Source organism: Saprospira sp. CCB-QB6, from assembly GCF_028464065.1.
Lineage (GTDB): Bacteria > Bacteroidota > Bacteroidia > Chitinophagales > Saprospiraceae > Saprospira.
Window position 1 is genome coordinate 3,413,837 of sequence record NZ_CP116808.1, and the last position, 25,838, is coordinate 3,439,674.

The 25,838-nt window shown below is 46.9% G+C and carries 13 protein-coding genes; 10 read left to right on the forward strand and 3 right to left on the reverse strand.

Translation table 11 applies throughout. The annotated features are described in order from the left end of the window. Window positions 1-214: 214 nt before the first annotated feature. The 8 genes from PPO43_RS13110 (at window position 215) to acs (ending at window position 11,713) form a co-directional block, all read left to right on the forward strand. Complete coding sequence (locus PPO43_RS13110) at window positions 215-1,483, forward strand: pentapeptide repeat-containing protein (RefSeq protein ID WP_272618498.1); 1,269 nt, start codon at window positions 215-217, stop codon at window positions 1,481-1,483. A 1,136-nt stretch (window positions 1,484-2,619) separates the two neighbouring features. Continuing rightward, complete coding sequence (locus PPO43_RS13115; protein WP_272618500.1) at window positions 2,620-3,846, forward strand: porin; 1,227 nt, start codon at window positions 2,620-2,622, stop codon at window positions 3,844-3,846. Window positions 3,847-3,866: 20 nt separating this feature from the next. Further along, a complete protein-coding gene (locus PPO43_RS13120; protein ID WP_272618502.1) occupies window positions 3,867-4,151 on the forward strand; it encodes a DUF4212 domain-containing protein in 285 nt (94 codons plus the stop codon). Window positions 4,152-4,176: 25 nt separating this feature from the next. Next, window positions 4,177-5,997: a sodium:solute symporter family protein gene (locus PPO43_RS13125; RefSeq protein ID WP_272618504.1), complete on the forward strand. Its 1,821-nt coding sequence runs from the start codon at window positions 4,177-4,179 to the stop codon at window positions 5,995-5,997. Window positions 5,998-6,356: 359 nt separating this feature from the next. Next, window positions 6,357-6,554, forward strand: coding sequence for a hypothetical protein (locus PPO43_RS13130; RefSeq protein ID WP_272618506.1), 198 nt, complete (start codon window positions 6,357-6,359; stop codon window positions 6,552-6,554). Next, window positions 6,551-9,238, forward strand: a complete 2,688-nt coding sequence (locus tag PPO43_RS13135) for a sensor histidine kinase (protein ID WP_272618508.1) — start codon at window positions 6,551-6,553, stop codon at window positions 9,236-9,238. Before PPO43_RS13130 ends, PPO43_RS13135 begins: the two co-directional genes overlap by 4 nt. Then, on the forward strand, window positions 9,235-9,603 hold the full coding sequence (locus tag PPO43_RS13140; RefSeq protein WP_272618510.1) for a response regulator transcription factor: 369 nt from the start codon (window positions 9,235-9,237) through the stop codon (window positions 9,601-9,603). The genes PPO43_RS13135 and PPO43_RS13140 overlap by 4 nt, the downstream gene beginning before the upstream one ends. A gap of 208 nt (window positions 9,604-9,811) precedes the next feature. Beyond that, on the forward strand, window positions 9,812-11,713 hold the full coding sequence (acs, locus tag PPO43_RS13145) for an acetate--CoA ligase (RefSeq protein ID WP_272618512.1): 1,902 nt from the start codon (window positions 9,812-9,814) through the stop codon (window positions 11,711-11,713). A 2,678-nt stretch (window positions 11,714-14,391) separates the two neighbouring features. On the opposite strand, the gene PPO43_RS13150 is transcribed toward acs, so the two are convergent. From PPO43_RS13150 to PPO43_RS13160, 3 genes are all read right to left on the reverse strand, one after another. Next, window positions 14,392-15,618, reverse strand: coding sequence for a restriction endonuclease subunit S (locus tag PPO43_RS13150; protein ID WP_272618514.1), 1,227 nt, complete (start codon window positions 15,616-15,618; stop codon window positions 14,392-14,394). A gap of 213 nt (window positions 15,619-15,831) precedes the next feature. Beyond that, complete coding sequence (locus tag PPO43_RS13155) at window positions 15,832-17,337, reverse strand: type I restriction-modification system subunit M (RefSeq protein ID WP_272618516.1); 1,506 nt, start codon at window positions 17,335-17,337, stop codon at window positions 15,832-15,834. 381 nt (window positions 17,338-17,718) lie between these two features. Then, window positions 17,719-21,120: a DEAD/DEAH box helicase family protein gene (locus tag PPO43_RS13160; protein ID WP_272618518.1), complete on the reverse strand. Its 3,402-nt coding sequence runs from the start codon at window positions 21,118-21,120 to the stop codon at window positions 17,719-17,721. A 1,928-nt stretch (window positions 21,121-23,048) separates the two neighbouring features. Between PPO43_RS13160 and PPO43_RS13165 the strand changes: the two genes are divergently transcribed. Beyond that, window positions 23,049-23,213, forward strand: a complete 165-nt coding sequence (locus PPO43_RS13165; protein WP_272618520.1) for a hypothetical protein — start codon at window positions 23,049-23,051, stop codon at window positions 23,211-23,213. A gap of 274 nt (window positions 23,214-23,487) precedes the next feature. Continuing rightward, complete coding sequence (locus PPO43_RS13170; RefSeq protein WP_272618522.1) at window positions 23,488-25,776, forward strand: cell envelope biogenesis protein OmpA; 2,289 nt, start codon at window positions 23,488-23,490, stop codon at window positions 25,774-25,776. Window positions 25,777-25,838 lie beyond the last annotated feature (62 nt).

The following is a 25,838-nucleotide window of genomic DNA, read 5'->3' on the forward strand; positions in this document are numbered from 1 at the left end:
TAGCTTATCTTTTGGGCCTTTTCGGACACTTTTGAGCGTCTGCCATTGACCTTAATCAGAAAATAAATAAAAAGCAGTAAATTGAAAAATCAACTCACTGCTTTGACTGCTGAATCAACAATATTTGCTTCTTTTAACAACCGCTTTAAAATGAATGTTTAAGAGCAAGACAATTTCTTTCTTTGGTGGGTAAATTTGAATTTTAAGCACTAGCATGTCACAGTTTGAACAATTTAGGCGTTTGGCCCAAGAAATAAAGGCAGAACCCGCTTTAAGCCTCCTTAGCTTTGAATGCTTCGAGCCCGTCGATCCCTCAAAATTGACTCAATTAGAAACCGAAAAGGGCCTTAACCTCCCGCCCGAACTCAAAGCTTTTTATCTGCAAAGCAATGGCCTGCAATTGCGCTGGGCCTTTAAAAATAATCACTTGGCTGGCCCAAAAGGCCTACAAGCCTGGAATTACCCCCAACAAGCTTTTCGAGAAGAAGAAGGTAGTTTCTTTTTATTGCCCCTAGAACAACTGTTGGCCCCCAGCCCTTACCTCAAAGAACTCTTGCGTCCCCAAGAAGTTATTCAGTTTGCTGGTCAAGCCATCTCTCTAGCCGATTTTTACGGCCAAATGTACCCCCTAGACGCCTTTTCCTCTTATTGTATACAGGCCATTTATTTCGGCCAACCCCAAGCCCCTCTCTATTTTGCCGATGAGCATGGACTGCAGTTTGAAGCCGCTTTTCCCATTTCTGTAGCCGATTATTTTAAGTTCGTTTTGCAAACAAAGGCCCTATCTAGCGCCCGTCAAGCCTATTTGCAGGCCCCCAGCCCGCCCCTCCAAGAATGGAGCAAAAAAGACTGGACCAATTTGGCTAAAAAACACCAATTCAAACAGCTGGTCTTTGAACAAGAATTTCCCTTAGCTGGACAAGCTGGCAGCGATTGCTCTACAATCAAAAGCGCCGCTATGCGCCAAAGAGCCGAACAATCTCCAGCCATTACCGAAGAGGAATGGCAGCAAATTGTCTTGGCCCATCAAGATTTTTTGCGAGCCGGCGGAGCAGGCGGCCAATGGAAAATGATGCAACTGATGGGGCAGGTTTTTGGCGCCTACCAACTGGGCCGAGAACTCCAGAAAGGCCAACAAGCTATTCTAGATATGCGCCGACTCGCTCCCGAGCTAGACCTAGAAGAACTGCAAATGCCCTATGCCTCTTTTTGCGGCGCCTGGCTCAAATACCTCAATTTTAGCGAAGCCCAATTACAGTTTTCGCTCTTTACCGACGCTATGCTGGAAAAAGCCATATTTGCCGAGGCCCAACTGGCCGGTAGCGATTTTTCCCGGGCTTGCCTCCGCGGCGCTAGCTTCCTCAATGCCAATTTACAAGGGGCCGATTTTGAACTGGCCGACCTCCGTGGGGCCGATTTCCGTGGCGCCATCCTAACCGATGCCCGCTTTCCCGGCGCCCAACTAGAAGGGGTCCTCCGCTGATTTGATACCATATATATAGTGTAAGATTTTTTGGGGCCTCCTGCCTGCGGCAGGCGCTACGTTCCGCAGCTCGCTGCTCGCTCGGCCCTGCGCAGGCAAAGCCTGCTGGGTCTGGCGCTTCGCGCCACTGCTGCCCATCGCTAGGCCGTTTGGCCTTCGGCCATAACTGCGGGTTTCAACCCGCAGCCAATTTCGGGACAGATTAGCTGACATTTAGCCGCTCTTTGGCCTGCAGCTTAAAAGCCGCAGGACCTGAAAAACCGAATAGCTCTTTTCTTAACTAAAGCAGGGGCTTTTAAGCCGCTGCGGCGAGCAAGATGATGGCCCAACAAGATTGGCTGCGGCCTTTAGGCTGCAGAAATAGGGATTCTGGCTCCCAATTGTTAAGGATTTGTTAAAAACGAAAATAATGTAACAAAATCAAAAAGAGCAAAAGTTCGGTCTGGCGGTGAACTAGTTCGGTCTGGAGAGACTGTTCAGGATTTTGAGTATCCGAATAAAATTTGGGCCTTTAGCTTGTTAGGATTTGGCCAATAGTCGCCTAGGGGCTTGTCCCTAGGCGCAGGAAGTGGCGCACACAAAATTTTAAACAGTCTCTGCTTGTATTAGCATTCGTTATGGGCCGATGGTTTTAACCATCGGCCCCATTTTATTGCGCTTAGTATGGCCGCTTTGGTTGCTGTGGGTTTTAACCCACAGGTATCCATATCATATAGTAGATAGCAGGCAGGTATTTAGGCTAGGTCTAGACCGACAGATAGCAGGCGGCGAAGCCGCCGCAGGCCTAGGGGCCTGAAAGGGTGGCCGAAGGCCAGACCAAGCCAGCTTGCTGGCGAAGGGCCGAGCAGGCTTGCGAGCCCTGCAAGGGCCCGGCCGCCGCAGGCGGCAGGCCCCAAAAAACATAAAAAAAGAAGGATTTTGATAGGCGAGGGCTAGAGAGTAGACAAAATTTGCTAAAAAGTTTACCAAATAATTATTAGCTTGACGTAGTATTGTAAAGGATAATTTGGTTGAAAAGCGGTTTTGTAGAAAAAAATTGGCCGCAATGGTGAAAAAACTTTAGTATAGTCTTTTGACTATATAGATATTTATATATATTTATCCCCAGATAAAAGAAACAACTAAAATCTTCGCCTATGAAAACCTTATTACGCTTAATTGTACTGCTGTTAATTATGAGCAGTTCCACGCAATTGTGGTCTCAGGAAGTAGATCATAGTTACAAGCCATTAAAATTGAATTTGAACGAGGATGGCAGCAAATACATTCGCTTCATTACTTGGCATCAGGTCTGGGGAACGGCCCAAACCAATAGTCAGGACCAGGTCGAAGTAGATTTGATGTTGCGTCGTTCTCGGTTTTTGGCCTATGCGCAGATTTCGCCTCGCTTTTTGATCTTGACGCATTTTGGATTGAACAGTTTGACGGCGGCCAATATGCACCCTGTGGGCCAGGCTACTACAGCCAGTTTATTTTTGCATGACGCCTGGGCTGAGTACAAGGTCTACAAGGATTATCTATCGATGGGAGCGGGCCTACACTATTGGAATGGAATTTCTCGCCTGACTAACCAGAGCACCTTGAATATGTTGACGATAGATGCGCCTCGTTTCAATTGGCCGACAATTGGGACTTCGGATCAGTTTGCTCGGCACTTGGGCGTTTATGCTAAAGGAAAAATTGATCGCTTGGATTATCGTTTGGCGGTGAATCAGGCGCTAGTCAATAATTTGGACCAGGCAATTGCTCCAGATACGGCTCAAGCGACCTACCTCAATGATGGGGGTTATGTGTATTCGGGTTATCTCAACTATCAGTTTTTGGACAAAGAGTCGAATAAGTTGCCCTTTATGGTGGGTTCTTATTTGGGGAAAAAGAAGGTCTTTAATATTGGGGCAGGCTTTAATTTGCACCCCAAAGGGACCAGTAGTTTAGATACGCAAGGCGACACCATTTCTCATAATGTTTCTCTTTTTGGTGTAGATGCCTTTTATGATGCTCCGCTAGGAGAGGGCAAGGGAGCGATTACGGCCTATGGGGTATATTATCGCTATAATTTTGGACCAAATTATCGTCTAGCGGGCGCTAGTGATGTGGTCGGAACGGGAAATATCTTCTATGTACAGACGGGTTACCTATTGCCTGAATTTAGCTCTTTGGGTCGTCTGCAATTTTACTTGGCGGGTTCTTATCGCCAGTTTGAAGCCTTTGAAGAGGCGGCCAATGGGGTAACCGTTGGAGCCAATTGGTTTATTCAAGGCCATCATGCAAAAATCTCATTAGAATATCAATCAAATAAAGCAGCAGCTACGGGGGCTGAGCGTAAGGGCTTAGTTCGTATGCAAGCCGCTGTATTCCTCTAACCCTTAAATATTTTACTCTTATGGAAGAGAACAACTTGCAAAATAAGGAGGCCCACGAACAGAAAATGAAGGCCTACTGGCGCGAGAACCTGCGCTACTTGCTCATTCTATTGGTCATTTGGTTTTTGGCTTCTTTTGGGGCTGGGATACTCTTTGCGCCAAGCCTAGATAGTATCCGCTTAGGGGGATTCAAACTTGGGTTCTGGTTTGCCCAACAAGGTTCTATTTATGTCTTTGTCATTTTGGTTTTTGCCTATGTCTGGTTGATGAACCGCCTAGACAAAAAGTATGGACTAGACAAATAAATTACTGCCTTAAAATCTTAAAACAATGATGAATTATCTATTTGCTGGCTTACCACTTTTATCGGTGCAAAGCTGGACCTATATCTTAGTCGGGCTGACTTTTAGCCTTTATATCTTTATCGCTATTTGGTCAAGAGCCTCTTCTACCAAAGACTTCTATGTAGCTGGCGGAGGTGTTTCGCCCCTCACCAACGGGGCCGCCACTGCTGCCGACTGGATGTCTGCCGCCTCATTTATCTCTATGGCGGGACTGATTTCCTTTATGGGCTATGATGGTGGGGTTTACCTCATGGGCTGGACCGGTGGATACGTGCTTTTGGCGCTGACCATTGCTCCTTACCTTCGTAAGTTTGGTAAGTTTACTGTACCCGATTTTATCGGAGATCGCTATTACTCTGGCACCGCTCGCTTGGTGGCTGTTTTGGCCGCTATCATTGTCTCTTTTACTTATGTAGCTGGACAAATGCGTGGGGTAGGGGTAGTTTTCTCTCGCTTTCTAGAAACCTCTATCGAATGGGGGGTAGTCATCGGGATGTTGATCGTATTTTTCTATGCCGTTTTGGGTGGTATGAAAGGAATTACCTACACGCAGGTAGCTCAATACTGTGTCTTGATTTTTGCCTTTATGGTGCCCGCTATCTTTATTGCGATCCAGATGACTGGAACGCCTATTCCCCAGCTTGGCTTTGGAGGAACACTAGAAGATGGCACTTATCTCTTAGATAAATTGGATACCCTGCATCAAGACCTCGGTTTTCATGAGTATACCTCGGGCAAAAAGAGCATGATTGACGTTTTTGCCATCACTTGTGCTCTGATGGTGGGTACTGCGGGACTCCCTCACGTAATCGTGCGCTTTTTTACCGTACCCGATGTGCGCTCAGCTCGCCTTTCTGGTGGTTATGCACTTATCTTGATCGCTATTCTATATACCACAGCTCCAGCCATTGCTGCTTTTGCTCGTACCAACCTCTTACAAACGGTCTATAATGAAGACACCAAAGAGCATGTAGAGTACAAAGCGATGCCCGACTGGTTCAAGAAGTGGGAAGAAACAGGCCTAGTGGCTTGGTCAGATAAAAACAATGATGGCCGTATTCAGTATGTTGCTGGTCCCGCCATCAAAGGCAAAACGCCTACTTTTGCCGAAGACAATGGCGCCAATGGCGAACGTCTAGTCACCAACCCTGATGAGTCAAGCAAAAACGAACTCTATATCGACCGCGATATTATGGTGTTGGCTAACCCTGAAATTGCCAACCTCCCGAACTGGGTGATTGCTTTGGTTGCTGCAGGGGGATTAGCCGCCGCTCTTTCTACGGCTGCAGGTCTACTGCTCGTAATTTCAACTTCTATTGCGCATGATTTGCTCAAAATGCAGCTTATGCCCAATATTTCTGAGAAAGGAGAGCTTTTGGCTGCTCGAATTAGTGCCGCCTTTGCGGTGGTAGTTGCCGGTTATTTCGGGATCAATCCTCCAGGCTTTGTGGCTGCAGTTGTTGCCTTGGCCTTTGGTTTGGCTGCCGCCTCTTTCTTCCCCGCCATTATTCTGGGGATCTTCTACAAACGAATGAACAAAGAAGGTGCAATCGCTGGTATGGTGGTCGGTTTAGGCCTTATGCTTTACTACATGCTCAACTTTAAGTTCAATATGTTTGGCCCCACTACTGCAGAAGATTGGTGGTTCGATATCTCACCCGAAGGCTTCGGAACCGTCGCCATGGTGGTCAACTTTATAGTATCTATCGTTATTTGCCAGTTTACTCCAGCGCCGCCGCTAGAAGTACAGCAAATTGTAGAAGAGATTCGCATTCCTTCTGGAGCAGGCGAAGCTCAAGATCACTAATACTAAGGATTTGGGGCCTCCGCTGCGGCTACGCCTTGCGGCGCTACGTTTCGGGGCTCGCAGGTCTGCTCGGCCCTTCGCCAGCAAGCTGGCTGGGTCTGGCCTGCGGCCACCCTTGCAGGCCCCTAGGCCTGCGGCGGCTTCGCCGCCTGCAAAACGCAAAAAAACTTTGTAAGGGCCTAATATAGAATTAGTTCTTAATATATTAGTTAGTAGGTTTGTAAGGAGAATAAAGCAGTTGACACTGCTTTATTTCTCCTTTTTTTTGTGGGCCAAATTATTATTATGTAAATAAATCTTTTCCCTAAAATTATATAGGTATCTAATTTTTTATATATTGGGAAAAATGATTTATACCTATGCAAAAGCAGCGATTGATTAGTTGGTTTGGCTGTTGTTGTCTACTCTTCAGTTATCCTATTGTCAAGAGTTTCAATCAGCCAGAATTGGTATTTGGAGTATTACCGCTCTTTTATGCTTATGTGCTTTGTCTATGGCTGCTCGCATTGCTAGGTTTATATTGGATCTTGAAGCAAGAAGACGAAACCACTAAATGAGCGCTGCCCAACTTGCCATTCCGGTAGCTCTGTCCTATTTGGCTTTGCTCTTTATTTTGGCTTATTGGGCCAACCGAAGAGCAGAGAAGGGGAGGAGCTGGACCGATAACCCTCTGGCCTATAGCCTGTCTTTAGCTGTATTTTGTACAGCCTGGACCTTCTACGGGAGTGTAGGGAAAGCAAGTAGTAGTGGTCCCGTTTTTCTGACTACTTATCTCGGCCCGCTTTTGCTCTCGCCTGTTTGGTATTTGCTTTTGCGGCAGATGATTCGAGTATCCAAAAAACAAAGAATCAGTTCTATTGCCGACTTTATCTCGGCCCGTTACGGAAAAAGTGGTTTTTTGGGTGGTTTGGTTGCCTTTATTGCCTTTGCCTGTGTAGTGCCTTATATCTCTTTGCAGCTCAAAGCAATTACGGTCAGTCTTAATATTCTCATTGGTTATGATCCCGCAACTACGGACTTTAGCCAGATGACTATTTTGGGCGATACGGCTTTTTTTATTGCAATCATTCTAGCCATTTTTATCATCTTTTTTGGTACACAAAACCTAGATAGCAGTAAACGCCGAGATGGCCTCATGGCGGTAATCGTCTTTGAGTCTGTCTTTAAGTTGATCACCTTTTTGGTCCTTGGCTGCTACGTGGCTTATGGCCTCTACGATGGACCTGGAAGTATCTTTCAGGCGGCCTTAGAAAAAGAGGAATTGCGGCCCTTACTTACCCTAGAAGGGGGTGAGGATTTAGGTTATTGGGATTGGTCTTGGTTCATTCTTATCTCTATGTCGGCTATTTTGTTTTTGCCTCGGCAATTTCAGGTGGCAGTTGTAGAAAATAGCAATGAAAAGCACTTAAAGATGGCGAGTTGGTTCTTTCCACTTTACCTATTGCTCATCAATCTCTTTGTTCCGCTAATTGCCATTGCTGGCTTACTCTATTTTGAGGGCCAAGCTTATGATGCGGATTCTTTTGTGCTTAGTCTGCCTTTGGCAGAGGGCCAAGATGCCTTGGCGCTGCTCTCTTTTTTGGGGGGCTTAGCTGCCGCTACAGGGATGATTATTATTGCGACTTTGGCCCTTTCGACTATGGTTACTAGCAATTTGTTGATTCCTATATTGATTCGAACAAAGGCCATTGATTTGAATAAGGCCCAGCAGCTGAGTAGCAGTATTGTCTTTGCTCGGCGGGCTGCCGTTGCCTTTACTATTCTTTGGGCCTATATCTACTTTAAGATCATTGCCAACTCTACGCCTTTGGTCGATACGGGTTGGGTTTCTTTTGTGGGGATAGCCCAATTGGCCCCCGCTATGTTAGGAGGACTCTTCTGGCGCTCGGCTACCAAAATGGGGGCTAAAGCAGGAATTCTGGCGGGTTTTATGGTTTGGGGCGCTATGCTTCCGCTGCCAGCACTTTGGCCAGAATGGGCCAATTTATTGGCCGATAGCGAACAGCATCCCGTTCCTAGAGCCGCCTTTTGGAGCTTACTAACAAATCTTATTTTTTATGTGGGGGTCTCGCTGAGAAGTAAGCCCTCTTCTTTGGAGCTGACACAGGCAGCCCTCTTTATTGATGATGAGGACCACTCGCCTTTTGCCGAGCCCGATGAAGATGACCATAGCCAAATCCTCAATCACGATATTGTGGCCCTTTTGAGCCGCTTTATGAGTGAACAGGCCCTAGAGTGGGCCCAACAGTTCTTTGAAGAAAAAGGAATCGCTTATCAACCGATGAGCTTAGCGAATAATCAATTTATTCAGGCGGCCGAAAATACCCTAGGTGGAGTGCTCGGTACTGCCTCTGCTCGAGCAATCTTTGCCAGTATGGTCAAGCAAAAGCCTATAGGACAAAAGCAGCTCTTTAAGATGTTGCAAGAGACCGAGGCCTTGTTGCGCTATACTCGAGAAATTGAAAGTAAATCGGCCATTTTGCAGCGCACCCAAGCCGAACTCCAACAAGCCAATGAACAACTCAAAGAATTGGCCCAGATGAAAGACGATTTTGTAAGTACCGTAACTCATGAGTTGCGCACCCCGCTTACCTCTATCCAATCGCTGAGTCAAATCCTCAAAGAGCGGAAAGATAGTCTGCCCGCTGAACGACAAGCCCAGTTTCTGGCTGTCATCTTTAAGGAGAGCCAACGCTTAGGCCGCCTCATTGATGAAGTTTTGGATTTTCAGCGCTTGGAACAACGCAAAATGAGCTTTAGCTACTCCCGCTTTTTAGTCCAAGAATTACTCTCTGATGTCTTACTGATTTTGGAAGAGTCGATTAGCCAAAATGGGGTGGATGTAGATAATAAATTAGAACAACTACGGCCCAACTATATTATTGAGGCTGATTATGATAGATTAAAACAGGTATTGATTAACCTGATTTCTAACGCCATTAAGTTTAAGCAGGCCAAACGACCACTTAGAATACAAATTGATGCGGAGAAAAATGGCAAAGAGCTGATTTTCTCGGTTTCAGATAATGGCATTGGAATCCCCAATGAGCTGCACCAATCTATTTTCGAGCAGTTTAAACAAGGGCAAATGCCCAGCCGCGACAAGCCCAAGGGCAGCGGCCTAGGGCTTGCCATCTGCAAGAGAATTATTGAGCAGCATCGGGGCCATATTTGGTTGAGTAGTCAACCCAATTTTGGCTCTACCTTTTATTTCTCCTTACCGCTAACAACAAAAAAATGAACGCTAAAATCTTAATCGTCGATGATGAAAGCAGCATCCGACTAGCCCTAGAGTTTTTGATGCAGGACCAAGGCTATGAGGTGGCGACCGCCGCCAATGGCCAAGAAGGCCTTGAAAAAGTAGCCGAATTTGGTCCCGACCTGATTATTCTAGATGTGATGATGCCCATTATGGACGGCTTGGAAATGGCTAAAGAAATGCGCGCTCAAGGGCTAGCCCCCGAAGCCGTGATTCTTTTCCTGACCGCCAAAGGCCAAGAACAAGACCGATTGGCTGGCTATGCCCATGGCGGCGATGCCTACCTCGCCAAACCTTTCGAAAACCAAGGCTTGGTGGAGCTTATCGCCGATATGCTCGAAGACTAAACCCCACTTTTGCAGTGGACAGGCGGCGAAGCCGCCGCAGGCTGAGGGATGGAAAGTGGTGCGGCAAAGCCGCAGACCGCAGCCAGCTTGCTGGCGAAGGGCCGAGCAGAACTGCGAGCCACGACACAGCCCGACCCGAGCCAAAGGCGAGGGGCAGCCCCAAAAAAAGAATTTAAAATTTCACTTACCTGACAAAATAGTTTCTAATATGGAACACCAAATCAACAGCTGGGAAGAATACGAAAAAGTATATGCAGAAAGCGTAGCTAATCCAGAGGCTTTTTGGGCCAATGTGGCCGAAAGTTTTTCATGGAAAAAGAAGTGGGATAATGTCCTTTCTTGGAATTTTGAAGGCCCCGATGTCAAATGGTTTGAGGGAGCCGAATTGAATATTACGGAGAACTGCCTAGATCGTCATTTGGCGGAAAGAGGCGATCAGACCGCAATTATTTGGGAACCCAACGGACCGAAAACCCCTGAAGTTCGATTGACTTACAAAGAGCTACACGCTAAGGTTTGCCAAATGGCGAATGTGCTCAAGTCTTATGGCGTGGTGAAGGGCGATCGGGTTTGTTTGTATATGCCTATGATTCCCGAATTGGCGATTGCTACCTTGGCTTGTGCTCGTATTGGGGCCATTCACTCGGTGGTTTTTGCTGGTTTTTCCGCTAATGCTTTGGCCGATCGTATCAATGATGCGCAAGCCAAGGTGGTCCTTACTGCCGATGGCTCTTTGCGTGGTGCCAAAGTGATTCCTTTGAAGGATATTGCCGATGAGGCTTTGAGCCATTGCCCTTGTGTAGAAACCGTATTGGTGGCTAAGCGCTGCGATAAGTTTTGCCATATGCAAGAGGGTCGCGATGTTTGGTTGAAAGAGGCGATGGATGCGGCGAGCACCGATTGTCCCGCCGAAACCATGAGCGCAGAAGATATGCTCTTTATCCTCTATACTTCGGGCTCTACGGGTACCCCTAAAGGAGTGGTACATACTAGCGCGGGCTATATGGTGTATGCCTATTATAGCTTTATCAATGTTTTTCAGTATCAACAAAATGACATCTATTGGTGTACGGCAGATATTGGATGGATTACTGGCCATACTTATATCGTTTATGGTCCTTTGTTGGCTGGTGCTACTACCGTTATGTTTGAGGGCGTTCCCACCTGGCCCGATGCTGGCCGCTTCTGGGCGATCTGCGATAAATATGAGGTGAATCAATTCTATACCGCCCCCACTGCTATCCGCGCTTTGATGGCTAAAGGCCTAGAATATGTAGCTCCTTACCGCTTGAGTTCACTCAAGGTTTTGGGTTCGGTTGGAGAGCCGATCAATGAAGAGGCTTGGCAATGGTACAATAAGTACATCGGTAAGAGCCAATGCCCCATTGTAGACACTTGGTGGCAAACGGAAACAGGCGGAATCATGATTTCTCCTTTGCCCAATATTACCCCCCTCAAACCAACCTATGCCACTCGTCCCTTGCCCGGTATTCAACCCTGCTTGCTCGATGCCGATGGCAATGAATTGACCGAAAACAATATTGAAGGCCTCTTGGCCATCAAGTTCCCTTGGCCCTCTATGTTGCGCACCACTTATGGCGATCACGATCGCTGTAAACAGGTGTACTTCTCTATGTTTGAAGGCAAATACTTTACAGGAGATGGCGCCAAACGCGATGCCGATGGCAATTATCGCATTATTGGCCGCGTAGATGATGTAATCAATGTTTCTGGCCACCGCCTAGGTACTGCCGAGCTCGAAAATGTGATCAATGAGCACGATATTATCGTAGAATCTGCCGTAGTGGGCTACCCGCATGAGATTAAAGGCCAAGGTATTTTTGCCTTCGTCATTATTCAAGAGGAATGTAGCCAAGAAGCCCTAGAGGCCGAACTCAAAGAACTTATCAATACCGAAATTGGCCCCATCGCCAAACCCGACCGCATTCAGGTGGTTTCTGGCCTTCCCAAAACCCGATCGGGCAAAATTATGCGCCGTATCCTCCGCAAAATCGCTAGCGGTGATGTGAGCAATCTCGGAGATACCTCTACTTTACTCGACCCCTCTGTGGTGGAAGAAATCAAAGAAGCTGTACTCGGAACAGTATAAGTTCCATAGATTTTAATCTTTGTAATTAGTTGTAAAGCCATGTAGTCTGGAACTGCATGGCTTTTTTGGTAACTATTTTTCTGATTTTGGTTTTTGGGGCGTTACTCCTTTCAGTCGTCGAACTGCGCCCTAAAGGGCTTGTTGTCGCTGCGGCTTCGCCTTGCGGCGGTTACTCCCTTTGGTCGTCGAACTGCGAACTAAAGTTCTTGTTGTCGTTTACTTCGTCGAACTGGCGCCTCTTTGAGGCTGGTTGTCACAGCTCGCTGCTGTTTTGGGGCCTCCGCTGCGGCTTTGCCTTGCGGCGCTACGTTCCGCAGCTCGCTATTCGCTCGGCCCTGCGGCGGCTTTGCCGCCTTGGTCTGGCCTGACGGCCACTGCTGCACATCGCTAGGCCTGCGGCCCTTCGGGCCTGCTACATGGGGCTGTAGGTTAAAACCTACAGCAAGCAAGGTATTGCTCCGCAATATTTTTTATGAAATGCGGGTTGAAACCCGCATTGATTTAAATCTTTTGGCCTTAGAACTGGCTGTTTTCCTCTACGTATATGGGCTGAAGGTTTTAACCTTCGGCCCATTTTATTAGGCTTTGCATGGCTTCCCTTTTTGCTGTGGGTTTCAACCCACAGGCCAATAGGATATAAATTTTCCTCCTAGGGCCAAGGCCCTTTCACCCATCTCCAATGAAGCCTGTAGGTTTCAACCCACAGGCCAATAGGATATAAATTTTCCTCCTAGGGCCAAGGCCCTTTCACCCATCTTCAATGAAGCCTGTAGGTTTCAACCCACAGGCCAATAGGATATAAATTTTCCTCCTAGGGCCAAGGCCCTTTCACCCATCTCCAATGAAGCCTGTAGGTTTCAACCCACAGGCCAATAGGATATAAATTTTCCTCCTAGGGCCAAGGCCCTTTCACCCATCTTCAATGAAGCCTGTAGGTTTCAACCCACAGGCCAATAGGATATAAATTTTCCCCCTAGGGCCAAGGCCCTTTCGCCCATCTCCAATGAAGCCTTTAGGTTTCAACCCACAGGCCAATAGGATATAAATTTTCCTCCTAGGGCCAAGGCCCTTTCACCCATCTTCAATGAAGCCTGTAGGTTTCAACCCACAGGCCAATAGGATATAAATTTTCCTCCTAGGGCCAAGGCCCTTTCACCCATCTCCAATGAAGCCTGTAGGTTTCAACCCACAGGCCAATAGGATATAAATTTTCCTCCTAGGGCCAAGGCCCTTTCACCCATCTTCAATGAAGCCTGTAGGTTTCAACCCACAGGCCAATAGGATATAAATTTTCCCCCTAGGGCCAAGGCCCTTTCGCCCATCTCCAATGAAGCCTTTAGGTTTCAACCCACAGGCCAATAGGATATAAATTTTCCTCCTAGGGCCAAGGCCCTTTCACCCATCTTCAATGAAGCCTGTAGGTTTCAACCCACAGGCCAATAGGATATAAATTTTCCTCCTAGGGCCAAGGCCCTTTCGCCCATCTTCAATTAAGCCTTTAGGTTTCAACCCACAGGCCGATATGATATAAATTTTCCTCCTAGGGCCAAGGCCCTTTCACCCATCTCCAATGAAGCCTTTAGGTTTCAACCCACAGGCCGATATGATATAAATTTTCCTCCTAGGGCCAAGGCCCTTTCACCCATCTCCAATGAAGCCTTTAGGTTTCAACCCACAGGCCAATAGGATATAAATTTCCCCCCTAGGGCCAAGGCCCTAGGCTATTGAATCTGTCATCCCCTCCTGCGAGGGGATTTGTCTTTCCCCCTAAGCTTGAACAGTTAAGCAAACAAGATCTTCAATAAACTTCTTTCTCTTTCTCTTGAAACATAAGAATTAGGAGCTAGGAGCCAAGACCGAAAATTTCGTCTGGGCCTAGTGAATCAATAGGGCCAAACAAAAAGCCCCCTCGAAGGAGGGGGCGACTATTACTATTAGCCTAGGGGCTTGCCCCTAGGGTAAAATGAGAAGGGCTTAAATACAACCATATCCAATATTTCGCTGCTAAGCAAGCTTAGCTAATTTGTAGTAGGGTGGGTCCAGAAAAAAAAGATAGGGCCTTAGACAGCCTCCCCAAGCTAATTGTAATTTGCAGATTGGGCTGGGCGTCACGCCCAAGCTAATTGTAATTTGCAGATTGGGCTGGGCGTCACGCCCACGCTAATTGTAATTTGCAGATTGGGCTGGGCGTCACGCCCACGCTAATTGTAATTTGCAGATTGGGCTGGGCGTCACGCCCACGCTAATTGTAATTCGCAGATTGGGCTGGGCGTCACGCCCACGCTAATTGTAATTCGCAGATTAGCTGGGGGAATCCCCCCAGCTAAATGTAATGATGCAGATGCCTTGGGGGAATCCCCCTAGCTAAATGTAATGATGCAGATGCCTTGGGGGAATCCCCCTAGCTAAATGTAAGGATGCAGTCGCCTAGGGACAAGCCCCTAGGCTAATCAAATAGAGTCAGCCCTCTGCGAGGGCCTCAACTGCTGATATAGACGCTCTTGCTAAGTCATTCTAGCAGCGAAGGTCCTTATCCAAAGGCCCTCTTTAGAGGGCTGTCTGAAAAAGTTAGCCTAGGGGCTTGTCCCTAGGCGCAGGAAAGGGGCCGCAGGAAAAGCAAGCCCCCCAACAACAAAAAAGGCCCAAACCCCTCGGTTTGGACCTGTTCGATCGCTATGCTATTTCCCCTCATAAAAGTAGGCCTGCAATAAGGCCCCAAATAAATCCTCCGCCGATTGCTGGGCCGACTGAATGAGCGCCTTTTGCCGCTCTATCCGCTCTACCAATTGCGCAAATTGCTGCTGTAAAGGAAGTGGAGGGAGGGCAACAGACAAAGAAAGAAACCCTTTTTTAGAAATATTTTTCATACTCCCACTTGTTCCAGTTGCAATCTGTTGTAGTGTTAGCATAAAACTTTCCATAGAGATTGCCTTAGCTAACCAAATAGTAGAATGCTCTTTATCCCCTTTTTCAGTCATCCATAATCGATCAGGTAAATAAAGGTTGTCATAATCCTCTTTTATATAAGCAGATTTCCCAACCAATTCGGACGTATTCATTCTACTAATAATAATACTACCTGCTTTAGGATTTAATTTGGCTCTAGAGAGCTCTTCATCTTTAATTACTTTAGCTTCTAATGGATTAAAAGCTCCAGAATAAACACAACTGGTTTTTAATATCCCTTTACGTTCTTTAGAGTAAGTCGTATCAGTTGAATTAACAGATGTTCCTGCATTTAATTTCTTAATCAGCTCCCCTAACTTCACGACCTCCCAGCCCTTAGGATTGAGCACAGGATCCCCAAACATATCCAGAAAGCTGGCCGCCAGCAAACGATCATAATCCGCTAGGCTTTGGGCCAAGGCCTGTCGAAGCTTATCCGCTCGATCGAGCTGGGCCGCTATGGCCTTTTGCGCTGGTAAGGGGGGGAGGGGGATGGAAACCTCCTTTAAGTACCTTGTTAATTGGAGATTTATAATACCAGTTGTTTTATTCTGGTACAGGTTAGTAAGCCCTACCTTATGAATATAAAACAAATAGTAGAACAAGAACTTCTGATCTAATTTCTGATCATTTTTAGCTCTTAATATAGATGTAAAATTATTGCACAAATAAGTGCCTTCTTCTTTGAAGAAAACAACCCGTCCAACAGGCTGCTTGGGGCTTCCTCCAGACTTTTCTATAATTACATCTCTTTTGCGTAGCTGCTTTTTCTCGACTTTGGTTTCTGGAATATCTCGATATGCTACACCTTTCGTTAAATCAACTTTACCTTCATTGGTAAAATTGGTAGTGCGAATTACACCTATTTTTCTATCTGTTGGGTCTGTTCCCCATTCCCCTGAAATAGGTTTTGTCAGTACCTCCCCCAGCTTTACCTTTTTCCAATCTCTCTTCTTCATTTCTTTGATTTATTTGGCTAAACAATTGGGCCTCAGCGGCAAGGGGGCGCAGCCCCCTTGGGCCCGTTAGGGCCATTGGCCCAGCGCTGCGGAGCGGGTGGCCGTCAGGCCAGACCAAGGCGGCGCAGCCGCCGCAGGGCCGAGCGAATAGCGAGCTGCGGAACGTAGCGCCCGCCGCCCCAAATTGAAGGGCGGCCGCGGGCCCCAAAAGCACTAATCTAGAAGCTGCTGCAAATCAGCAAGTTCTTTTAGGCTCGTTTGTAAATCCTGCTGAATCTTTTGGATAATCTCTTGGGGCGGATCATAGGCCACGGCCTCATATTGAATCTCTTTATAGCGGTTGATCGAGAGATCGTAATCATTTTCTTGTAGCTCAGCAAGGGGCACCATAAAGGACTGCTCGGTACGGCTGCGGTTCTCCTCCTGTTCCAGTTTGGCCCAGCGTTGCAAAATATCGGGCAGGTTATTCTCTTCATGGCTTTGGGCTTGGCCCTCTTTGCCCAAAAACTGCCGCTTATCATCTAGGGAAAAGCCATCGGCCTGCATATCATAGAACCAGACCTTATCGGTGCCGCCCGCATTGGTTTTGGTAAAAATCAGGATGGCCGTGCTGACCCCCGCATAGGGTTTGAAAACGCCCGAAGGCATAGAAATAACGGCCTGTAGCTCCTGTTTTTCCACCAACTGCTGGCGGATTTCCTTATGGGCCTTGCTGCTGCCAAAGAGAACGCCATCGGGGATAATGACCGCCGCTCTACCGCCATTTTTGAGTAGGCGAAGGATTTGGGCCAAAAAGAGCAATTCCGATTTGGTGGTCTTGACCATCTTCGTGAGTTCCTCATCCAAATCATCCTTGTCCACCGTCCCCTTAAAAGGCGGATTGGCGAGGATGAGCGAGCAGCTCTCTTCTAGGTCGGCATTTCGGGGCGAAAGCGCATTGATATCGCGCAACAAAGGCTGCTCGATGCCGTGCACAAAAAGGTTCATGGCGCCCACACGGACCATAGTGGGATCAAACTCTAGGGCCGAGAACATCTTGCTGCGGAAATGCGCTTGGTTTTCGCTTTTGACCAAGGCATCTTTATGGTTTTTGCGGACATAATCGGCGGCCTCTACCAAAAAGCCCGCGGTACCCGCCGAGGGGTCGCAAATGGTATCTTGTACATTGGGTTGCATCATGTCCACCATCAGGCGGATAATGTGTCGGGGCGTGCGGAACTGTCCATTTTTCCCTGCCGAAGAGAGTTTAGATAAGAGATACTCATAGAGGTCCCCCTTGGTATCCGAGTCCTTATAATTGACCGAAGAAAGGGCCAACACCACCTGATCCAGCAACTTAGCGGAGGGGATCATAAAGCTGGCATTTTGCATATAGCGGGCAAAGATCGAGACATTTTCCTTAGCCTTCCCTTGTGAAAGTTCTTCTCGCATAAAGGGGAAAACCTCATCGCGCATCTTTTCGAAGCGTTCTTCGGGGTTCATTTGTTTGAGGTTCGACCAGCGGAGGCTCTCTTGTTCTTCTTCAAAAAAGACCTTTTTCTCATAGCCTTCGCCAAAGAGGGCGGCCAGTTGGTCTTGTGCATTTTGGCGCATATCGAGTTCCTGCAAAAACATCAGGTAAGTCAGTTGCTCGATTACGGTCACGGGGTTGGTCACCCCACCCGACCAGAAGTAATTCCAAATTTTATCTATATCGTTGCGTAATTCTCCAGTAATCATAAAGCTATTTTTTTGAGGGGGGAATATAGGAAGTTTTTTGTTGGGGCGGGGGGATTTTTTGTTTAGTTGTTTTTGTGGGGGGGGGCTTGGGTCATATATCTCATTTTTCTTATTATTTCCCTTCCATGCTTACAGCCCTGGGCTGAAGCCCAGGGTTGTTGACTGAGCGAACTGACGGACTAAAGTCCTTGTTCGCTTTTCTATTCTAAGGCTATTCACTATAGTAAGAAAATGATCCCAAGCCGTTTATTCGTAGCCGTTATGGGCCGATGGTTTTAACCATCGGCTCATTTTCATTGCGCCTAGTATGGCCTCTTTTGTTGCTGTGGGTTTCAACCCACAGGTACTATGAAATGCCAATAGTCGCCTAGGGGCTTATCCCTAAGCCGGTTCCGTATTCTTATTTATGGCCTTAATGAGGTCTACAAGGCCATGAGCATGCCCGCCGAAGAGCTCTATTAAATTGCCATGGTGATTGAAGGGCTCGCCCATAATATCTTGGGGGGGTAAATAGCCATTGGTCACAAAATGTTGCACAATCAATTGGACTAGGGCCAGTTGTTGGGCATTCCATTTTTGTTCTTGCAGATAATCGGCAAAAGCGTTTTGGACGGCTGCGGGATCTAGACCAATAATCGAGCGGATGAATCGGCCCAAAGAGAGCTCGCCTTGTTCGGCTTGCAGCTCTTCTTTTTTGCCTTGGGTTTGCTCAAGGATAAAGCGTTCTAGGGCTTCTACCTCGGCTAGGGTCAGGGGCTGATTGCTATGCAGCTTTTGCAGATAAAGCTGCTCCTTATTTTCGGTCAGTAGGCGGTAGAGTCGTTGTTTGTAGGGTTCGGAATAGCCACCGCCATAGCCTTCCATTTCTCTTTCTTCTGCTCCAGTTAGTTCATCGGCAAAATGGCTATAAATGGCTTTCTTTTGCTTTTTATCGAGCAGGCGGAGCAGTTCTCGGAGTTCTAGGCGGGCCGTTTCTAGTCCCCAGAAATCGAGGGCCTCAATAGCGCCGATTTGGCGCAATTCTCTAATGAGTGTTGCTTTTTCTCGGATCTGTTTGATATTGCCTTTTTGGGCCAGCAGATCGAGGCTTTCGCGCAGGCGGTTGGCCTTTTTGCTTCGGTCTTTATTTTTTAGGAAAAGCAATTGTAGTTGCCAAATCATTTGATCGAAGCGGCGGGCGCCCAGATCGCTATCCTGATTGACCTGAGCGGCTAGGGGGGCTAGCTCGTCTACAATTTCCTTCAGCTCTTTGCTATTGAGTTGATCCCAGCGGCTGCGCTGTTCATACTTCTTATAGATGGGGTAAACCGCTTTAACCTCAATCTGATGCAGGTCTAGGGCCATTAGGGCCTGCCAGGCCTCATCTCTTAGGGCCTTTTGATGGGCCAAAAAGCGTTCATCTTCTTGATAATCTAGATGATTGAGGGCTTGGGCAATCTCTAATTTGAGTTTATAGGCTCGCTCCTCCATAGAGGGGCTGCGGCTGCCTTGGCCCTTATCAAATTCCGCCTCGAAGAAGCTTACATTATCGCAGACATCAAAGATGTAGAAGAAGGTTTTATCTTGGCTGGGCCCAAAGAGGTCGGGCGCTAGGCGGGTGCCTCTACCCAGCATCTGCCAGAACTTGGCATGAGAGCGGACCTTTTTGTAGAAGACCAGATTGACAATTTCGGGTACATCTACGCCCGTATCGAGCATATCGACCGAAATGGCAATTTGGGGCAATTGGTTGGGGTCTTTAAAGCGATCGTAAAGCGATTCCACATAATCCTTAGCGCTATAAATGGTTTCGGCTAGATCGGCTTGGGCCGGAAAAAGCAGGTCAAAGCGCTGTTTGAGGAATTTAGCATGCTTGGTATTCTTGGCAAAGATGATGGTTTTGCCCAGTTTATCGCCTTGGTCGACCTTTAGGCCTTTTTCCATTAGTAGATTGAGGATTTTATCGGCCGTAGGGGCATTGAAGAGGCGGACATCTAGCTCGCTATTGGCGATAGATTCGGGCATTTCCTCTTCTTCCTCATTCATGAAGCTATCTTCATACTCTTCTTTTTCGGCCGCGCTGAGGTCCTTATAATGCACGCCTTCATTGGTAATTTGGGTGCTGCCATCTACGATGATAGGCGGAACCAGATAATTGGCCTCCACAGCAGCTTTGAGGGGATACTCAAAAGTGGGGTTTTCATTGGCGCAATGAAAGAGCTGATAGGTATTGCGGTCCACCTGATCTTGGGGGGTAGCCGTTAGGCCGATTAGGATGGCATCAAAATAATCAAAGATGGCCTTATACTTTTTATAGACGGAGCGGTGGGCCTCATCCACAATAATAAAATCGAATTGGGCAATGCCAAATTTTCGACCCTCCTCTCGGTTGAGGTAGTTGAGCATAGTCGGATAAGTAGAAAAGACCAGGCGGGCGTGTTCTTCGCCTTCTTCCTTCTTATCGAGCAGACTAAGGCTGCTGTAGTTTTCTAGGTGGTTTTTAAAGGCATGTTGGGCTTGCTTGACTAAACTGCGGCGGTCGGCCAAAAAGAGAATGCGTTTGGCCCAGTTGTTTTCAAAAAGGACCTTGGCTAAGGCGGCAGCCGTACGGGTTTTTCCGCTACCGGTGGCCATAGACAAAAGCACGGCCCGCTCTCGGTTTTCTAGGGCTTGGTTTACGCTCAGGATGGCCTGTATTTGGTAGGGGCGACCAGCAATATTGGGGTCGGGCCCTACGGTCTCAATAGCTTGGCGCTGCTTGTGTTTATAATGTAAACTCTGTAGCTCTTCTCGGCTATAAAAGCCGAGGATGCGGCGTTCTGCCTTATAAAATTGATCGTCAATGATTGTGGTTTCTAGGCCATTGCTCAAAAAGATAATGGGGCGGCGGCCCGTATCTCGTTCTAGGGCATCCGCATATATTTTGGCTTGTTCCTTTCCCTTTTCTGGATCTTTCGTAATGGATTTAGCTTCGAGGATGGCCAGGGGTAGTCCCTTTTCATCAAAGAATACATAATCGACAAAGCCGTTGCGGCCGGGCAGCATTTGGTTAAGCTTATATTCTTGAGCGACTTGTCGATTATCCTCTAGGTTCCAGCCCGCTTCTCGCAGCATCTGGTTAATATAGAGGTCGCGACTTGCTTTTTCGCTTCGCACCTCTGGCGCTAGGCCAGGTTCCTCGCCTTTTTTCAGCAGATTGGCGCGGTTGCGTTCTTTTTGGGCCTTAAACTGTGCGTTTTCTTCTTTTAGTCGCTGGTGTTCTGCCTCAATCTTCTTGAGTCGTTCCAGCTCCTTGAGGATAGTTTTTTGTTTGTCCTCAAAGGTTTTTTCAAGTTGGGCCAATTCCTTTCGGCTCAACTCTTTTTGTTCGGCTCCGCCTAGGGGCAGATGCTCATCGGACCAGCTATGAATGGGCATAGCCTCATTGGCCGAATAGCTTCGGGCCAGCCAATTCATAAAGCGGAAAACATTTTTCAGGGCTTCTTTGGCTTCCGAAGCATTGATCGCCTGAGCGCTATGGGCGGCGGTATTTCCAATTTTGCGAATGTAATCTAGGTCCCGCTGCATAGAAGGTCGCAGCATTTGCTTAAAGCTAGGCTTTTGCAAAAGACCAAAAAGGGTTTCATCCAGATAACGTTGGCCCAAATCTTCATCATGGTCATAGAGCCAATAAACGGTCAGTTCTAGGGTCAATCGGCTATAAAAAGCAGCCGTACGAGGGGCGGTCAATAGATGTTTTTCGGCCTCTCTGGCTTGGGTATATAGCTGGGGCCATTCCTTTTTGAGGAATTGGAAGTTACTCATGTTTGTCTGTTTTGTTCTGCCCTGAAAATAATTAAAAATGCTTCAAGAACTACAAAGAAAACAGACTTTTGTCCAGCCTATCTAGAATCTAATATTTTTTTGATGTTTTGGAGCCTCCGCTGCGGCTTCGCCTTGCGGCGCTACGTTGCGCAGGCTCGCTGTTACTTGCTTCGCTGCGTCGGCTCCCGGTGGTCGGGTCGCTCGGCCCTGCGGCGGCTTTGCCGCCTTGGTCTGGCCTGACGGCCACTGCTGCACATCGCTAGGCCGATACTGTGGGTTAACACCCACAGCAATCTGGTATCGCTTTGCGATGCCTTATAAATGAGGGTTAAAACCCTCATTGATCTAAATCTTTTGGCTTTTTATCTTTCTCACTTAGTCAATCGACCCTCTTTTAGCTATGGGCTGAAGGTTTTAACCTTCGGCCCATTTTATTAGGTTTTGCATGGCTTCCCTTTTTGCAGTGGGTTTCAACCCACAGGCCAATAGGATATAAATTTCCCCCCTAGGGCCAAGGCCCTAGGCTATTGAATCTGTCATCCCCTCCTGCGAGGGGATTCGTCTTTACCCCTGAGCTTGAACAGTTAAGCAAACAAGATCTTCAATAAACTTCTTTCTCTTTCTCTTGAAACATAAGAATTAGGAGCTAGGAGCCAAGACCGAAAATTTCGTCTGGGCCCAATTAACCAATAGAGCCAAACAAAAAGCCCCCTCGAAGGAGGGGGCGACTATGACTATTAGCCTAGGGGCAAGCCCCTAGGGTAAAATGAGAAGGGCTTAAATACAACCGCATCCAATATTTCGCTACTAAGCGAGCTTAGCTAATTTGTAGTAGGGTTGGTCCAGAAAAAAAAGATAGGGCCTTATGCACCCTCCCCACGTCAATTGTAATCTACAGATTAGCTGGGGGAAATTCCCCACGTCAATTGTAATCTGCAGATTAGCTGGGGGAAATTCCCCATGTCAATTGTAATTTGCAGATTAGCTCTGGGATTTTCCCAACGTCGATTGTAATTTGCAGATTAGCTCTGGGATTTTCCCAACGTCGATTGTAATTTGCAGATTAGCTCTGGGATTTTCCCAACGTCAATTGTAATTCGCAGATTAGCTCTGGGATTTTCCCAACGTCAATTGTAATTTGCAGATTAGCTCTGGGATTTTCCCAACGTCAATTGTAATTTGCAGATTAGCTCTGGGATTTTCCCAACGTCAATTGTAATTCGCAGATTAGCTCTGGGATTTTCCCAACGTCGATTGTAATTTGCAGATTAGCTCTGGGATTTTCCCAACGTCAATTGTAATTCGCAGATTAGCTCTGGGATTTTCCCAACGTCAATTGTAATTTGCAGATTAGCTCTGGGATTTTCCCAACGTCAATTGTAATTTGCAGATTAGCTCTGGGATTTTCCCAACGTCAATTGTAATCTGCAAATTAGCTGGGGGAAATTCCCCCTAGCTAAATGTATCAATGCAGATGCCTTGGGGGAATCCCTCTAGTTAAATGTAATGATGCAGATGGCTATGGCGCAACGCCACAGCTAAATGTAAGGATGCAGACGGCTGTGGCGCAACGCCAGAGCTAAATGTAATGCTGAAGATGCCTTGGGGGAATCCCCCAAGCTCCCTGATAAATAAAATCCTAGCGGCAAGGAAGGGGCACAGACAAAATTTCAAACAGAGTTTTTTATGCGTGTAGAGGCGGCGAAGCCGCCGGCTGAGGGATGGATAGGGTGGCCCGCAGGGCCAGACCGAGCAAAAATGCGCAGCATTTTTTGCGAAGGGCCGAGCGAGCAGCGAGCCCGGAACAGCCCGACCCGACCGAAGGGAGGGGCAGCCCCAAAAAAGAAAAGAAGGGAAAAGAATTGTAACGATTGGACAATTTGGGCAATATGAAGGAGAAAGACATTTATCACTAAAAACCTAGGCCTATGCGTTATTTAATCATTTTGAGCTGTATTTATTGTTTTAGCATATCGCTTTGGGGGCAAGACAAATATCAAATTTTTTATGTTTCGGGCAAGGCGGATTTAAGCGCAGAGCAGCAGGCTGATTTGACTAAGATTTTGCGGGCGCACACGGCCTATCGCTGTTAATCAAACACTATCTTTCAGGCTGTCTAGAAAATCAGTAACTAAGGTTGTTGGGATTAAGTGTCAAGATGGCCAATATCAATTTGGATGGATAGAAGGCAAAGGAAAAGAACTAAGAGGGATGAACATAGAGTTTGAATCTCTGACTAAAGAGGAGCTTCAAACCCGTTTGAGATCGCTTTAATTTTTCCTGTTGGGCCACTAGAAGCTGTAACAATTGCTTTTCTTGCCCTTATAAGAGAAATAGCATAAAACCTTAACCCCTAAATTGTAGCCTATGCGATATTTACTTTCCTTGAGTTTTATTTTTTTGCTGCCCCTAGCGCTTTTGGCGCAGGACAAATACCAGCTTTTTTATGCGCCCAATGCTTATAGCTTGACCGCAAAACAGCAGGCCGATTTGACTAAGATTTTGCGAGCGCGGCCTTTGTCTGTCTTAAAAATCCAGCCCTTTACCGATGATTTGGGAAGCGATATAGACAATGAGGTTTTGGCCGAGAATCGAGCAAAGACCATTATTCAGTTTGTTCAAGAGTTGGGCTTTAAGCAGCTACAATTTGAGCAATTGCCCTATGAGCGACAGCCTTTGAATGGGCAATTGCCTATAGCGGAAGCTCGGCAGCAGTTGCGTCGGATTGATCTCTATTTTTACAATACAGAGGAATTTGAGGAAGTCAAAAACAATGATGTTTGGGCTTCTTTTTATGCCGGTCAGCGCAAAAAGGCACAGCAGTTCTTTAGCTTTTCGGCCCAAAAAGGAAAGTTTATTCAGGGCAAGGAGGGAATTCAAATTGACATCCCAGCTAATAGTTTTCTGCTTGCCAATGGCAAAACCTATCAAGGCCAAGTCAGCTTGGTTTTGCAAGAGGCCCTGAGTATGAAGGACATGATTTTACAAAATCTAACCACCACCTCCAATGGAGAGTTGATTGAAACGGGAGGCATGATTTATTTGGCCGCTAAGGGCGAAAATGGAGAGGAGTTGCGCTTGGCTGAGGGCAAAAAAATAACTCTAGGGTTCCCAGGAACAGCAGCGGCTTTGCCCGGCATGCAAATTTTTCAGGGCCCGCATACGGCCAACCCGCATAGCGATATTAACTGGCAGGCCACGGGCAGCCAGCAAATATGGGCCAGGGAGAGGGAAGGCCAGAGAGGACTAGCCTTCTTGGATAGTAGCTATTTCGCCCGCCAAGAAGAATTGATTTACTTAACTAAGGAGCCCATCTTGAGCCTTAGAAATAAAAGAGCATTGAACTCCTTTAAGCTGCGCTTACCTCGGCTAAAGGTAGAGCGAACTTTTGTTGATTTTGATGCCTATTTGGCCAAAAAATACCCAAAGAAAAAGGGCGAAACAGAGGAAGTTTATCAGCAAAGAATTGGCAAAGAACAACAACAAGCCCGCAAAAGCTACAACAATAAAAAGCGGCAATGGCGAAAAAAATATAAGACCTACCAAAAAGATAGTACCGCTTATGCCAAACAGCGTAACCAATACGCAGCAGAGCAAAAGGCCTATAACGATTTTTTGAATGAGGAACATCAGGAGGCCAAGGAGCTTTTAGCTTATCTGCAAGCATTTAGCCATGAGCGCTTGGGCCAGCTGCTCTCAGAACAGACAGAATATCTGCTGCAGTGCTACAATTTGGATGAGTATGGTCGACATAAATCTACCTTAGGCGGTCACCAAGAGCTCTTGCCTCTTTATCAAAATCAGAAAAAAGGTGACTTTACCGCAGAAATTGCAGCCGTTGAAGGCCTACGCCCAGAGTTTGATGCTGATGCTTATCAAAAGCCAATGGAAAATTATATCGGTTTTTTGAAAAAATATTACGAAAAAGAAAAACAGAATTGGACCGAAGAAATAGAGGAGGAAGAAAAGGGGAGGAAAAAGGAGAGTGAGCTGGTTTGGAAAAAAGATATGGAACTGGAAGCCCTGAAAATTAAACTAGCGTATTTGCTCAAAGAAGAACTTCGGGGATTTAGTCCTGAGGGCCAAAAGAAATATCTAGCACTGAAGAAGCAGTTGAACAAGAAAAATATTGAGAAAACTAATAGGAATTGGCGCACAGAGGCTTATAGCAACTGCTTGCACCTGAGCCTACAAGCCGAGACCGCACAGCAAAAGGCAGCCAAACTTTGCCAGCGAACGGATAGCCTGGATGCTGAAATATTGGCCAAAAAAGATCGCTACGGTATCTTAAAAGAAGAGGAGGCCAATAAAAAAGTACTGAGCCAAATGGAGATTTCTGGCCTCGGCTGGATCAATTGCGACCGCTTCTTAAATGATGATGTTGATAAAATGAATTTGACCTTGGCCAATGCCTCTACCAACACGCAGTACTTCCTGATTTTTAAGAATATAAATAGCATTATGCGGGCCAACTCTCAGGCGGCTTTTAGCAATGTGCCCAAAGCTTATCAAGCTAAATTGATCGGCATAAAGTATCTGGGCGATCAATTAGAATTTATGAAAATGGAAGCCAAAATAAGCGATTTACAAAATATGGAGGGGGAATTTAAGCCCATAAATGATAAAGAGTTAGCAGCTGAATTAGAAGCTCTCTAATCCATGAGCCATCCTTAGGATGGCTTTTTTTGGGGCTGCCCCGCCCTTCGGGCGGGTCGGGC

Coding starts and splice junctions, on each gene's coding strand:
- PPO43_RS13115 (WP_272618500.1), top strand. CDS start 2,620: ATGAAAACCTTATTACGCTTAATTGTACTGCTGTTAATTATGAGCAGT.
- PPO43_RS13140 (WP_272618510.1), top strand. CDS start 9,235: ATGAACGCTAAAATCTTAATCGTCGATGATGAAAGCAGCATCCGACTA.
- PPO43_RS13150 (WP_272618514.1), bottom strand. CDS start 15,618: ATGAAGAAGAGAGATTGGAAAAAGGTAAAGCTGGGGGAGGTACTGACA.
- PPO43_RS13165 (WP_272618520.1), top strand. CDS start 23,049: ATGCGTTATTTAATCATTTTGAGCTGTATTTATTGTTTTAGCATATCG.
- acs (WP_272618512.1), top strand. CDS start 9,812: ATGGAACACCAAATCAACAGCTGGGAAGAATACGAAAAAGTATATGCA.
- PPO43_RS13160 (WP_272618518.1), bottom strand. CDS start 21,120: ATGAGTAACTTCCAATTCCTCAAAAAGGAATGGCCCCAGCTATATACC.
- PPO43_RS13110 (WP_272618498.1), top strand. CDS start 215: ATGTCACAGTTTGAACAATTTAGGCGTTTGGCCCAAGAAATAAAGGCA.
- PPO43_RS13125 (WP_272618504.1), top strand. CDS start 4,177: ATGATGAATTATCTATTTGCTGGCTTACCACTTTTATCGGTGCAAAGC.
- PPO43_RS13130 (WP_272618506.1), top strand. CDS start 6,357: ATGCAAAAGCAGCGATTGATTAGTTGGTTTGGCTGTTGTTGTCTACTC.
- PPO43_RS13135 (WP_272618508.1), top strand. CDS start 6,551: ATGAGCGCTGCCCAACTTGCCATTCCGGTAGCTCTGTCCTATTTGGCT.
- PPO43_RS13155 (WP_272618516.1), bottom strand. CDS start 17,337: ATGATTACTGGAGAATTACGCAACGATATAGATAAAATTTGGAATTAC.
- PPO43_RS13120 (WP_272618502.1), top strand. CDS start 3,867: ATGGAAGAGAACAACTTGCAAAATAAGGAGGCCCACGAACAGAAAATG.
- PPO43_RS13170 (WP_272618522.1), top strand. CDS start 23,488: ATGCGATATTTACTTTCCTTGAGTTTTATTTTTTTGCTGCCCCTAGCG.